A 12682-nucleotide genomic window follows, 5' to 3' on the forward strand; every position below is an offset into this window, starting at 1 on the left:
TTTTGTATGATATAATAAAATATACTCACAGTTTCCCGTCATTAAATATGAACGGAACCTTCTTCAGAATATTTCAAAATGGTAAAAAAGAAACAACCTCAAATTTTTCTATTCTGCTAAGAAAAATTTTCTGTGTTAAATTATCCGGCCTTCTTAAAATTTCTTCTCCGGTGTTTTAAAAAACAACTAATGATCAGGTTAATCGTGTGAACAGGCTTTGTTTATAGGCGTTCCCGGTTTTGTAAATTCTGTAGTATAGCCAATTTTTTCAATGGCTTTCACCAGTTCGTCTTTGTTAGTCTGTCCTTCCACAAATTTTACAGTTACAATTTTAGTGTCCAGGTCGGCAAAAACTTCTTTTACGCCTGTTGATTTTATTAATTCTTTTTCAATAAGAGCCTTGCCGTTAGGGCAATGGAATCCTACTTTTATTTTTTCTTCTTTAATAGTTTCTTTAGTTTGTCCAAATGCAGTACCTGCATAAGCAAATAAGAAAACGAATGCCAGGATGCCGATAATTTGTTTTTTCATGATTGTGCTATTTTATTTATTTTTCAAGAGTTAATTGTGATGTGCCGATAAGATTGCCGTCAGAAAACAGGTCAACGACATAAGTGCCGGGAACAAAGTCTTTGGTTTTTGCCCAGTATATGCACAGGTCAACAGCTTTGTTATTATAGGTAATTTGTTCTTTGGCAGTGTACTGCAGTTTTTTTCCCTGATATTCGAACGAATATTCATCACTTTCATTCACGTATAAAATATTTTCTGCAGGATCGGCAATACGCATGTAAACGGTTTTGTTGCCGGCAGAAGCGATAGCGTTTTCACCTATAGTGAAACAGGCGCGTATTTTTTGGGCTTTTTTGGCTTTTTTGGTTGGAATTTCTTTGCCGGTCGAACGAGTTACGATACCATCAATATTTATGTCATAGGTTACCAACGCAGATCCTTTGCTAACGGTTTCCGACAATTCTTTGTTTTCTGAGTTTAGTTCTTTGTTCTCAATTGTAGCAGAATCAAGGATAGTTTTAATATGAAAGTTTTCCTCAATCAAATCCTTGTTTTGTTTTTTTAGTTCTTCAATTTGTTGTTCGTATTCTTTCAGGCGTGTTTCCATCAAAGCCACTTGTTTTTTATATTTTGATACTGTGCCTTCAGAGTTTTTAATTTTCGTCAGAAGGCTTTCAACATGGGCTTTTTCTGCATCAAACATTTCAGAAAGTTGTGCGTTGTCGGCGGATAGCTGGTCATATTCTTTTTTAAGATTTTCCAGCTTGAGTATCATTTGCTCTTTTTCCTGGTTGGCCTGAACAATGGTGTCAGTTTGTTCAGTTATGGTTTTATGGCTTCTGATAAGCTGCCAGCTTAAAATTGCACAAACGACCAACAGGATAAGAGAAAGGTACATGAACAAATTCGGTTTCTTTTTTGTTTCTTGAATTGTTTCCATGATTTTTTTGGTTTAGTTATTTCGAAAATAAGATAAAATGAATTTGCTTAATTTAATACCAGAGATGTTTGTCCAATTTCTTTTCCATCAGTAAATACAGCAATATTATATGAGCCCGGGATTATCCGGTCACTTTTTTCGTAGTAAAGTTTAACATTTATTGAAGAACCTTTATAATATATCTGTTCTGATAACGAATACATTATTGATTTACCTTCAAAATCAAAGGCGCCTCCGTCATGTAAAATTGTATTGTCGGGTCGGGCAATACGCACATAAACATTTTTTAAGCCTTCTGTTACAAGAGGATTTTTTGCCAGAGTAAACGAAATTTTAATTTTTTCAACCCGGCGGGCCTTATCAACAACTTCTTCTTTTTTTCCTCCCTGCTTAAAACGTATGCCTTCGGCCTTAATCGAAAATGCCTGAAGAACAGCGGCATTATTTATTTGTTCGGTTAGAGCTTCTTTATCTTTCTGAAGTGTCAGACTTTTGTTTTGTTCCTCTTTAATATTCTCTTTCATATTGTTTACTTCTGTTTTCAGGGTTTCATTCTCTTTCAGAAGTTTATCAATCTGTGCAACATAATCTTGTGTGATGGTTCGCAGGTAGTCGAGTTTGCGTTGTATTTGTCTTTTTCCTGCATTACTCTCAATCAGTTGTTGTATTTCGGCTGCCTGTGCTTGTATGGTGCTGTCTTTAACTGCAAGGTCCTGGGTAAGGTCGCCATATTCTGTGCGCATTTTTTCATGTTCGTTAAGCAAAGAATCCAGCTCACTTTGAAGTATCTGACGCTCACTTATTGCTTTTTCTTTTTCAATGATAAAAGTGTTAACTTTGGTTCGTGTAGTGATAAATAAAATTAATAATACTAAGATAATAACAGCCTCAACTCCAATGATTATTTTATATGTGTTTGTTTTGGAAGGCTTTTGATTTATATCGGTCATCAGAAATATTTTTTACAAAATTACTTTTTTTATTTTGAAAGAGGAAGTATAAGTATTTAAAACTATTGACTCATGTTATATTTTTATGATTTTTTAGCTTTATTTTTTCCTCGGATTTGTTGCTCGTGCAAAAACACACTACTGAAACACGAAGATATTTTATGCACATTTTGCCTCCACAAACTTCCCAAAACAAATTTTCATCAAGATAAAGATAATCCGGTAAGCAAAATATTCTGGGGAAGGATACATCTTGAAAGCGCATCTTCCATGTATTTTTTTACAAAAGGAGGTAAAGTTCAACACCTTTTACATCAGTTGAAATATAAGGGAAAAAAAGAAATCGGGGTTTATCTTGGAAATTTGTATGGAAAAGAACTCAAAACCTCGGATTTATATAAAGATGTGGATGTTATTATCCCAGTGCCATTACACCCGCGGAAAAATCACAAACGCGGATATAATCAGAGTGAAATGTTTGCAAGGGGTTTGAGCGAATCTTTTTCAAAACCGGTTGATATTAAAGCCCTGATTCGAACACATGCATCGGAAACTCAGACAAAAAAATCACGTTTTAGAAGATGGGAGAATGTGGAGGAGATATTTGCACTTAAAAATCATCAACATTTGTATAATAAACATATTTTGCTGGTTGACGACGTAATAACAACGGGGGCCACTATTGAAGCATGTGGTAAAATTCTTTTAAATATACAGGGCGTAAAACTAAGCGTAGCAAGTATTGCCTGCGCTTTGCATTAGAATTTTGTTGCCAGTACGGCTGTCTTTTTATATTGCTTAACGCTACCCTTCATGTCAATTATTTCCATATAAACAACATAAATTCCGATGTTCGCTTTCCTGCCGCTGTCATCTGTTCCGTCCCATGTAAAAGTACTTTCCGACGAAATAAGCTGGTTTTTTATAAGATATTTTATTAAACGGCCTTTAGCGTCGTAAATAATAATATTCAGCATTTTGCCGGGAGCATCGGCTTTGCAGTGAATGTTCAATACATCATTATATCCGTCGTTATCGGGTGAAAAAATTTCGGGAGCAATACTTACGTTTCCGTCTTCGGGCTCTATGTTCGAATATTGTGAGTTTTTGTATGAGGGAGTAGCAAAACCTACTGTTTCGGAGGCCGAATGCCAGTTGGTAGCATCATTTGCCGGCCTGTTGAAATTAATTCGTTCAAGAGAAACACCATCCATAGAGGTAAGCAAAGGAAAGTGCATTGCTTCATTATAAGAAAAATTATCAATAATTGTGTCTGTAATTGTGGCGAGTATTACTTCTCCTGCATCATCATTGAAGGAAGGAAAAGCTTCCATAGCAATAAAGTTATTTGGGTTTTCAGCAATATATTGGATTTTGACAATATTCGGATTGGTTGTAAAAACAGTATAATCACCCGGGAAGGAAAGAAAGTTGTCGTTTGTTATATTTTTAGGGTTTCCGGGTGATGCAAGATACATATCTTTAAAATCCAAAACCTTAGATGAACGGTTGTAAATTTCTACAAAATCAACACCGTTTTCTTTTGGATTAAAAAGTACTTCGTTAATTACAAGGTCGCCGCTGTCGGGGAAAAGTGGAATAGAAAAACGTATTGTCTGGTTTAAAAGTATTTTGTTCCCTGCACAATCAAAAATACTGTCCGCTACAGTTAATGTGTAAATAACATTTTCTTGCATGTTTTGCGAAAAGTATAAAGAAATTACACGGTATCCAATGTCACTGGTATTAATCATATAAGGGGTACCCAGTCCGTTATCGGCAAAATACTTACCGGTGTTCAACACGGAAATACTATCAATAATTTCGCTGAAGTAAAGCTTTACCTTTGATATTTCCTGACGGTTTACTGAAGCACGAATAATTACAGGACTTGTATTGTCGGAGTTGCTGCCCGCAACCGAGTTCTTTGTTCCCGGAGTCCCCCCATTTATTGAATTTGAAGCATTCCAGTTTCCTGCCTCCCCGCAAGGATTGCCTGCATCAATCTGTTCGAGTGACCAACCACCATCTTCTTTGAAGGGATTCTGGTACCAGTCATCCGTATAACTTACATAATGAATGATTTTATCATCTTTATTTTTCAGAATTATTGTTGTTCCTGTATTGCTAAGCGAAAACGATGACAGGCCAGCAACTTCTCCATACATATTAAATGGTGTAATATTGTTGCTGTTGGTTATAATAAAGAAACTATCTGCGGTAATTGTAACATCAGGTATTGTATAAACTGAGGTTCCAACCAGTAATTTCCAATTTTTAAGGTTTATGGGTATTTGTGTCCGGTTGTATAATTCAAGATATTCATAATTTGGCAATCCGACAGGAGGGTCGGGATCGGCCATGATTTCATTTATCAAAATATCAAATGCAAAACCGCGGTAAAAGACAAAAGTCTTTGTAACCTGTTGCATAGTATTTCCATTGTTGTCCCTGACATTAGAAATATCCATGGAGTATAAAACACCTTCAATAAAAGGTGCCGGAAAAACCAGATGAACAAGCATATTGTTTGCAGGGTCTTTTGTGGCTGTTGCAGGGAAACCTATTCCTGTGGTGAAATAATTATTAATATTTTCTGCAGATGCAGTTTCAATATTTTCGGAAAATAAAACATCAACCTGAGTGGCAGAAATCGCCATTAAATTTTGAGCTTCCGGAGGAATGGTGTCAATAATTATGTCACCGGCATAAATATCATCGAAATAAAAATTAGTTTTGTTTGTGGATGTATATTTACAAAAAAAACCAAAATATTCTGAAATGTTATGAGTCGTCTCAACAGCAGAGCCCTGAAAGGTATAATCGCTTGTTCCCTGCTGGTTAGCATACATTGACCAGGTTCCCGCATTGTCTCTTGTAATTTTTATGCGGTAAGATGATGAAGCTCCGGTATAAATTGTTTGTCCAGTAATTAGCCTTTCAACACTGTTTCCGGTTTGTTTCCACAATGAGATGCTGTCGAAATTGTCATTATTGTCGTCTCCAAGCATTACAAAATATCCATTAAGCTTTCCTTCAAAATTGGAACTGTCCGAAGCAAGATAAATTCTGCAATTATTTGTTACAGACGTGTTGAAAGCAAGTCTCACCCAAAATTCCCATTGTTTGCTGTTTAGATCAGGCATATGTGAATCGGTATAAAGATAAGTTGTGTCGGCAGCCGACAAACCATTAAGCTGCAAACGGGGAGGGATACTCCAGGTGCTGCTGGAATAAGAAGAAATCTGAAATTTTGTTGTTTCGCCCATCCATTGGGGGTTTTGTGTGTAATCACCGTCTGAAAAATCATCGTTTACCTGTGATTTTACTACCAATGAAAGAAAGAATACTATCGCTGTAAAAAACAATATTTTTTTCATGGACAAATCATATCTGTTTTGCTAAAGTATATAAAAAAACCATCCTTTTTCAGGGGATGGCTTCTTTATAAATAAAAATCTTTACCTGAATAAGGTTACAGTTCCATGATAATTTAAAACCTCAACACAATCCCAGAAGTCTCCGTAGTTAACAGTTAAAACGTAAAAATATACTCCGTCAGCCTCATTGCCTCCATCCCACAAATTACTATCATCAGCCCCGTAATTGTCCGATTCATAAATCTTTTTACCCCATCTGTTATATATTTTCATATTACTGTTGGGAAAGTTTTCAATGCCTTTTACTTTAAAAACATCATTTTGAGAATCACCGTTTGGAGTTATGATATTGTATAATTCCAATTCACAATTTTTAGAAATTACTTTACGGGTGTCGCCAACCGAGGTACAGCCAGTAACTGTAACAGAAATCGTATATTCCAACCCTGGTGTCAAGCATCCCATTTCGACATTTCGTGTGTTTTGGCCATGTATATTTGAAACAGGGTCAGTTGCCCACAGGTATGAATATGAAAATTGATCAAGGTAATTGTTAATATCTGTTACTCTCAACCCCATATAATTAAAACTACATATGGACGTATCTTCTCCGATGTCTATTGTTGGTTCGGGCAGTATGGTAACATAAATATTATCAGTAGTTTCACAATTGTATCCGAATTCTTCAGCCACACTAACTGAATAATTACCTGAAGTGCTGACTACTATTGTTTGTGTATGCTGGTTGGTTGACCAGTTATATTGAAATGGCCCTGTATTATTGCCAGCATCGAGTGTTATGGGAACCGTACTGCATATATCGGGTCCTAAATCAACTATTGCGGGCTGCTCCAGAACTTTGATAGTAACAGTGTCAAAAGCCCAGCACTGTGTATTGCTTATTGAACTTAAATTGGCTACATGAACTATAAATATTCCGTCATCTGTTACAGGCTGAGATTGTGTTGTATTTCCTGTTGACCACCAATACTGGTCAGCAACACCTGCATCCAAAGTGTAGGAGAGATTGTTGCCGCATAAAGTTGTGTCCGGGCCGAGGTCAACATCAGGTGTTTGAACTACCTGAACATATAATGTTGTGTCATAAGAACATCCAAAAACATCTATTACTGTAACCGTATAAGGAAATATGCCTCCGGAATCGGGGATAATCATAATAGTGCTATCGTTTATTATACTGAAAAAAGAACCACCCCAAAAAATAGTGTCAATAGGAACCTGATAACCCCAGGTTACCGGTAGTAATGAAGGATCAAGATTCAGCTCCCACCAGAAAATATAGCCGTTGTCAATTCCATAGTCATCACAAATTTCAATATTCCATGTTCCATTGAGGGGACAACCGATCAGTCCTGCAAGTGAATTATTTGGCGTGATGTAGTTGGTGTGGTTAACAGTATTTGTGGAATCAATAGTTCCACCGCCGTTAGAAAGTTGGTCCAGGGTCCCGTGCTGCGGATAGATTTGCGACCAGCAGTAGGTCCAGCCGGACCCATATGGGTTATTTGCCGGATCACAACCATTATCATACATATCATGACTACCACCTCCGTAAGGCTGCCCCATATAAGCGCCACCGGAATGAATGTTGGGATCAAGCTGAACGTTTTGTCCATTCGGACAAATTATGCGAAAGCCAAGGTCGCCGGTAAACGAATGCTCCATATTTACGCAAATAGACAAAATATCATTTACGTTTGTTATTGTTGCATTGGGAGCGAAAGCCATAAATGTAACAAAGGTGTTATAACATTGTTGAGGGCAGTTAGGACCGTCGGGAATAAACATGGTGCTGTCAAATATCTGGCTGGCAGATTGCTGTGAGCTGATAGGCTCAACAACCACAATAGAAGAAGAATTATATCCAAGGGTAACATAAGTTGTGTCTGCACTGGAACAAATATCTTGCAAAGGGTTTATTTGAGCAAAAGGAGTTTTTGAAATACGTACCCTGCCCCCAAGATAATTTGAGTTAACACAGCCACGCATATCTGTAATGGTTAACGCGACATCATATCCCCTTACAACTGTATAGGTGTGTGTAACGATCTGACCTGTAGCCGTTGTGCCATCACCAAAATCCCATAAAAAGGTGCAATTGGTACTGTCCTGAAGGTAGTTTAGTCCGCTTTGAGGGAAAGCAGGGCCGCTGCCTCTTGCTGCAAATGTTATAGGATCGCCAATGCAGATATCGATATAATTGCTGTCGTCAGGAGCTGGAACAGTCAATGTTGGATGATAAAGAGAATTTATTTCCTGGCAGGCAGGCGTACAAACAAAAGATGCCCACCATCCGGGGCTGTTAAATGAGCCGTTGGATTTAAACTGAAAAGTCAGATCGCCGCTCAGGTTATTTATTGTTGCAAAAATATATGCCGGAGGCAAGTTATTGTTGTTATATTTTCCCAGCACATTGGCAGATATTGATGAGCCATCATATGCTATCAGAGTATCGCCGGGTTCAATATCAAATGCGTTAAAACCGAATCGGAGATGTGTTAAAGAAGGATTTGCGGAATTGGAATGAAAGGTCATGATATAATTTTCGTTTGCACCATAATCTCCTCCATAGCCACCACCGTCGTAAAAATTCTCCGCACAAGCCGTTACAGTACCCCCGGCGCTTATCAGGTAATCTTGGGCCTTTGCTATATAAGCAATGAATAATAAAGTAAAAAGTAAAACTATTTTTTTCATGAGATTGAAATTTTCGATGTTATTTATTTAGTTCTTTCATGTGGTTTTTAAATCCTGCAGATATATGACTCAGAGGCACGATAACAATGGCTACATCCGCTTCTTTCCAAACATATGTTTTAAAGTTGTTCAGAGAAAACTCAAAATTGTATTTCATTATATTAAACTTTTCTCTCTTGTATTGTTTCTCATTGAAATAGCCATTAACGGGCCACATTTCCTGTTTGGTAGTTACGGTATGTATATCAATTCCATCCACTCTTTTTTCGGCTTTTTTTAAATCAACAACATAATATGAATTGTCTAAAAAATAATTATAATATGCGATAAGTTCAGGTTGATTTTTTTCGAGACCTGTAATGTAATCACAAGAAAAACATTGGTTTAAACGCTCGTCTGCTTTAAAAAAACCTTGTGCATGAACCATGGTCATAAGCATAAGGAATGCAAAAAATAACAAAAACCTTTTATACATAATTTTTAGCTTTGATTAATAAAATTAATGTGTCATAAAGACAAACAACAAACCAAAAGGGTTGCTTAATATATTGTCATTATGACATGTTTGTATGCAAAGGTATTAAAATCAAAAAAATAAGAGACAAATTCCTGTATAAAAATATATTTAAATTTTTTATTTGGAATTATTCTAAATTATTTGTATTTTTGTAAAAATTTCATCTTAAACATGTGGGATATTAAAGACAAAATCTGCCTCATTACAGGCGCAACCTCTGGTATAGGTAAGGCAACTGCCCTTGCTCTGGCAAAAAAAAATGCCCACATTATAATTACATATCGTAATGAAACCATTGCTAATGAACTTAAGGACTTGATTTTTGCCATAACAGGACGCAAAATAAAGATGTACTATTGCGATTTTTCATCTTTTGTTTCCATAAGAAAATGTGCAGAACAAATTCTTTCGCAACACGAACAGATAAATGTTCTTATCAATAATGCAGGGATATGGGAATCAAAAAGAAAATTAAGTGAAGATAAAATAGAACTTAATTTTGCTGTTAACTATCTTGCACCTTTTTTGTTTACAAACCTCCTTCTTGATATCATAAAAAAAAGTGCTCCGGCAAGAATTATTAATGTATCATCCGGGGCTCATCGTAAAGCGGAAATTCATTTTAAAGATTTGGAATTTTCTCGTGATTTCTCAGGATATAAGGCGTATGGTCAGTCAAAACTGGCCAACATTCTTTTTACAAAAATGCTCTCAGAAAAGTTATCCGGCATAGGAGTTACTGTAAATTGTGTGCATCCGGGTGTTGTATCAACAGGCATATTTAAAAATATGAACCGGATAGCCATTGCCATTTTAAAACCATTTTTATTCTCTCCTGAAAAAGGAGCTGAAACATCTGTTTATTTGGCCTCTTCAGATGATGTGAGCCATATCAGCGGAAAATATTTTTCAAAAAAGAAAGTAGTTTTATCTTCTGCTGAATCAAACGATATGAAAAAAGCAGAAAAATTATGGGAAATAAGTTCTGAATATACCGGTTTAAAAATAAATAATAACATGTTTACATCAGATAAAAAAATAAAACATTACAGCAATGGTGAAATAACTATTGTGTGGACACCCAAACTTTGTACTCATGTAGCCTATTGTTTTACGGAGTTGCCCGAAGTGTTTGATATCTCAGAACGCCCATGGATTAATCCGCTAGGTGCCACAACAAAAAGAATAATTCAACAGGTGGAAAGATGCCCAACAGGGGCTCTGACATATTTTTATAATGAAAAACAAAATAATATGGAACAGGAAAACAAAAAACCAGAACAACAGGTACAGATAAAAATTATTGAAAACGGGCCCGCAGTTATTAAGGGAAAATGCATGCTGGAAGATAAAAACGGACAAAAAACAGAAACGGAGGAGGTTATTGCCATTTGCCGTTGTGGAAAATCAAAAAACAAACCCTTTTGCGATGGTTCGCACGTGGTGCACCCATTTGAATAAATCTGAATAATTCCGCAAAATTTGAATGATGTTGAAAAAAGCTATTTCATCGGTTTTGATTGGGCTTGTTATACTTTTTTCGTGTTGTAAAAGCGGAATAAAAAATAAAAGCCTTAAAATGGAAAATAAAAGTTATTCTGAGGAAGAATGGCGTCAAAAGCTAACACCAGAGCAATATGATGTATTGCGCCTTAAAGCCACAGAAAGGCCTTTTACCGGAAAGTATTATTTGTTTAACGAAAAAGGTATCTATGTGTGTGCCGGTTGCGGAACTGAACTTTTTTCCTCAGATACTAAATTCGACTCCGGTTGCGGGTGGCCCAGTTTTTATGATGCTATTGCCAACGGTAAAATAAAGACATCCCCGGATACCAGCTATGGCATGATACGCACTGAAATTTTGTGCGCCAAATGTAACGGGCATCTCGGGCATTTGTTTGACGACGGCCCGGCGCCGACCGGTAAAAGATATTGCGTTAATTCCGCATCACTCGAATTCATAAAGTAAGAAATTTTTGTAACTTATTTTTTTGGATGTTGTCTGATAGATTAAACACAACACATGTTTAATTTAAAAAATATGTAGTCATGAAAACATCCATTTCAAAAAAAGCAGTTACAGTATTCTTAATACTATTATTTGTGTCAGGGATTTCTTTTCCCGCATTTACTTCAACCAATTCGTCCATTAATAATCCCGAGGAAACCTCTGACCTTAAAAGCATCATTCAGCATCATGTAGAATATCCCGAATATGCAAAAGAACATTCTCTTTCGGGTTTTGTGCTTGTGGCTGTCACAGTTAATAATGAAGGAAAGATAACAGTTACCGAAAGCTATTCCAATTCGGATTATTTAAAAGAGTATGTGACTGGGAAACTTCAGGAACTGATTGTTGATAATCCTGGAGAAAATGCAGGAAAAACCTTTTATTATCGTTTTAACTTTAAAAAGCAGAGTTATTAAAAGAAAGAACTTATAGTTTTTTTCCGGTTTTGTGTTCTTGACAGATATGAGTATTTTTGCGGTAGTTAACAGTGATGAAAAAAATCCTGATATTAATTACCGCTTTATTTTTTCTTCAATCCTGCATTGAAATAAAAGAAACTGTTACTGTAAACCCTGACGGTTCGGGAATTATTGAGTTGTTTATTAATCTTGGGAAAGTAGGCAAAACCTTAGGACAAAGCAATCAGAAATCTCTTGTTTCAGTGATTCAGCAGATAAAAAATATTTCCTCCAGTGCAGATACTTTACTCAAAAATTGCAAAGGCGTGGAAAATATTAAAACATTGACGGATGAAAGTAAGGGAATATATATGGTGAGATTTGATTTTTTGAATACAAAGGCATTAAATAATGCATTATTCAAATTATTCCAACAAAAAAAGACTGTGTTATCACCAAAAATTATTTCACTTACAAAACATCAATTTAAACAAAAAAACATTGCTCCTTTGCTAAAAAAATACCTGATAAAAAACGAATCAAACATGCTTAGCGATGCATTTTATCAGTATATTAAAATTGAATCCGAATACAATTTTCCCCGTCCTGTAAAAAAAGTAAGTAACATCAAAGTATTGACCGACAATAATGAGAAAACTGTCCGTTTGAAATATTCTCTTTCTGATTTACTTAACAATGACTTTGATTACGGTATCTCTGTTAAGTTTTAATATCACCAGTTGTCGTTGTAATGAATTTTATCTTTATTAAACCTCTCAGGCTTGAGCTTTTCTTCGCCGGGCCAGCCTAAAGCGATTAAGGATACAGGTAACACATATTGGGGTAAATTCAGCAGGCTTGTAATTGCGTTAATGCGTTCGGTTTTGGGATATACTCCAAGCCAAACGCTTCCCAGCTCCATTGCATGAGCCGCAAGTAAAATATTTTGCGTGGAAGCAGCACAGTTAATAGCCAGGTACGCTTCATTATTTTCCGTGGTTTTATCTCCGCACACCACGATGGCTTCTGTTGCTTCTGCAAGCATGCCTGCGTATGGATGAATTACTGCAAGATTATCGAGTATTTTTCGATTGTTAATAACAACAAATTGCCACGACTGGGTATTTCGTGCTGAAGGAGCATACATTGCTGCTTCAAGCAGCTTTTCTGTTATATGATTTGGAATTTCCTTCGGCAGGAAATTCCGTATGCTTCTTCGTGAAAAAATAGCATCAAGTACTTCCATAATACAAAA

12 protein-coding genes are annotated in these 12682 nt (G+C 36.1%); 5 read left to right on the top strand and 7 right to left on the bottom strand.

The annotated features are described in order from the left end of the window. Positions 1-198 precede the first annotated feature (198 nt). From M0R16_06545 to M0R16_06555, 3 genes are read right to left on the bottom strand one after another with little or no spacing between them, the layout of a single operon-like run. Positions 199-531, bottom strand: a complete 333-nt coding sequence (locus M0R16_06545) for a heavy-metal-associated domain-containing protein (GenBank protein ID MCK9612543.1) — start codon at positions 529-531, stop codon at positions 199-201. 16 nt (positions 532-547) lie between these two features. Continuing rightward, the gene (locus M0R16_06550; protein MCK9612544.1) at positions 548-1453 is read right to left on the bottom strand and encodes a hypothetical protein; all 906 of its coding nucleotides are present in this window, start codon (positions 1451-1453) and stop codon (positions 548-550) included. A 47-nt stretch (positions 1454-1500) separates the two neighbouring features. Then, on the bottom strand, positions 1501-2403 hold the full coding sequence (locus tag M0R16_06555; GenBank protein MCK9612545.1) for a hypothetical protein: 903 nt from the start codon (positions 2401-2403) through the stop codon (positions 1501-1503). Between the two features lie 72 nt (positions 2404-2475). On the opposite strand from M0R16_06555, the gene M0R16_06560 reads away from it, so the two are divergent. Continuing rightward, entirely contained in the window at positions 2476-3165 is a 690-nt protein-coding gene (locus tag M0R16_06560) for a ComF family protein (protein MCK9612546.1), read from the top strand. Here M0R16_06560 and M0R16_06565 read toward each other — a convergent pair. The 3 genes from M0R16_06565 to M0R16_06575 form a co-directional block, all read right to left on the bottom strand. Beyond that, the gene (locus M0R16_06565) at positions 3162-5783 is read right to left on the bottom strand and encodes a lamin tail domain-containing protein (protein ID MCK9612547.1); all 2622 of its coding nucleotides are present in this window, start codon (positions 5781-5783) and stop codon (positions 3162-3164) included. The genes M0R16_06560 and M0R16_06565 overlap by 4 nt on opposite strands. Positions 5784-5864: 81 nt before the next feature. Continuing rightward, positions 5865-8501 carry a gliding motility-associated C-terminal domain-containing protein gene (locus tag M0R16_06570; protein MCK9612548.1) on the bottom strand — a complete coding sequence of 879 codons (2637 nt, stop codon included), beginning with the start codon at positions 8499-8501 and terminating at the stop codon, positions 5865-5867. A gap of 19 nt (positions 8502-8520) precedes the next feature. Continuing rightward, positions 8521-8976 (bottom strand): hypothetical protein, encoded by a 456-nt coding sequence (locus M0R16_06575; GenBank protein ID MCK9612549.1) that lies wholly within the window; start codon positions 8974-8976, stop codon positions 8521-8523. A 213-nt stretch (positions 8977-9189) separates the two neighbouring features. Between M0R16_06575 and M0R16_06580 the strand changes: the two genes are divergently transcribed. The 4 genes from M0R16_06580 (at position 9190) to M0R16_06595 (ending at position 12158) form a co-directional block, all read left to right on the top strand. After that, positions 9190-10479, top strand: a complete 1290-nt coding sequence (locus tag M0R16_06580; protein MCK9612550.1) for an SDR family NAD(P)-dependent oxidoreductase — start codon at positions 9190-9192, stop codon at positions 10477-10479. 118 nt (positions 10480-10597) lie between these two features. Next, complete coding sequence (msrB, locus tag M0R16_06585; protein MCK9612551.1) at positions 10598-10987, top strand: peptide-methionine (R)-S-oxide reductase MsrB; 390 nt, start codon at positions 10598-10600, stop codon at positions 10985-10987. An 80-nt stretch (positions 10988-11067) separates the two neighbouring features. After that, complete coding sequence (locus tag M0R16_06590) at positions 11068-11445, top strand: energy transducer TonB (protein MCK9612552.1); 378 nt, start codon at positions 11068-11070, stop codon at positions 11443-11445. A 74-nt stretch (positions 11446-11519) separates the two neighbouring features. Continuing rightward, positions 11520-12158 carry a hypothetical protein gene (locus tag M0R16_06595; protein ID MCK9612553.1) on the top strand — a complete coding sequence of 213 codons (639 nt, stop codon included), beginning with the start codon at positions 11520-11522 and terminating at the stop codon, positions 12156-12158. 2 nt (positions 12159-12160) lie between these two features. Here M0R16_06595 and M0R16_06600 read toward each other — a convergent pair whose 3' ends face one another. Further along, positions 12161-12673 (bottom strand): nitroreductase family protein, encoded by a 513-nt coding sequence (locus M0R16_06600; protein MCK9612554.1) that lies wholly within the window; start codon positions 12671-12673, stop codon positions 12161-12163. Positions 12674-12682: the final 9 nt, after the last annotated feature.

Source organism: Bacteroidales bacterium (assembly GCA_023228145.1).
Taxonomy (GTDB): Bacteria; Bacteroidota; Bacteroidia; order Bacteroidales; family CAIWKO01; genus CAIWKO01.

Excerpts from the sequence above, each read along its gene's own strand:
- M0R16_06545 (MCK9612543.1), bottom strand. The coding sequence starts at position 531 with ATGAAAAAACAAATTATCGGCATCCTGGCATTCGTTTTCTTATTTGCT.
- M0R16_06550 (MCK9612544.1), bottom strand. The coding sequence starts at position 1,453 with ATGGAAACAATTCAAGAAACAAAAAAGAAACCGAATTTGTTCATGTAC.
- M0R16_06555 (MCK9612545.1), bottom strand. The coding sequence starts at position 2,403 with ATGACCGATATAAATCAAAAGCCTTCCAAAACAAACACATATAAAATA.
- M0R16_06560 (MCK9612546.1), top strand. The coding sequence starts at position 2,476 with ATGTTATATTTTTATGATTTTTTAGCTTTATTTTTTCCTCGGATTTGT.
- M0R16_06565 (MCK9612547.1), bottom strand. The coding sequence starts at position 5,783 with ATGAAAAAAATATTGTTTTTTACAGCGATAGTATTCTTTCTTTCATTG.
- M0R16_06570 (MCK9612548.1), bottom strand. The coding sequence starts at position 8,501 with ATGAAAAAAATAGTTTTACTTTTTACTTTATTATTCATTGCTTATATA.
- M0R16_06575 (MCK9612549.1), bottom strand. The coding sequence starts at position 8,976 with ATGTATAAAAGGTTTTTGTTATTTTTTGCATTCCTTATGCTTATGACC.
- M0R16_06580 (MCK9612550.1), top strand. The coding sequence starts at position 9,190 with ATGTGGGATATTAAAGACAAAATCTGCCTCATTACAGGCGCAACCTCT.
- msrB (MCK9612551.1), top strand. The coding sequence starts at position 10,598 with ATGGAAAATAAAAGTTATTCTGAGGAAGAATGGCGTCAAAAGCTAACA.
- M0R16_06590 (MCK9612552.1), top strand. The coding sequence starts at position 11,068 with ATGAAAACATCCATTTCAAAAAAAGCAGTTACAGTATTCTTAATACTA.
- M0R16_06595 (MCK9612553.1), top strand. The coding sequence starts at position 11,520 with ATGAAAAAAATCCTGATATTAATTACCGCTTTATTTTTTCTTCAATCC.
- M0R16_06600 (MCK9612554.1), bottom strand. The coding sequence starts at position 12,673 with ATGGAAGTACTTGATGCTATTTTTTCACGAAGAAGCATACGGAATTTC.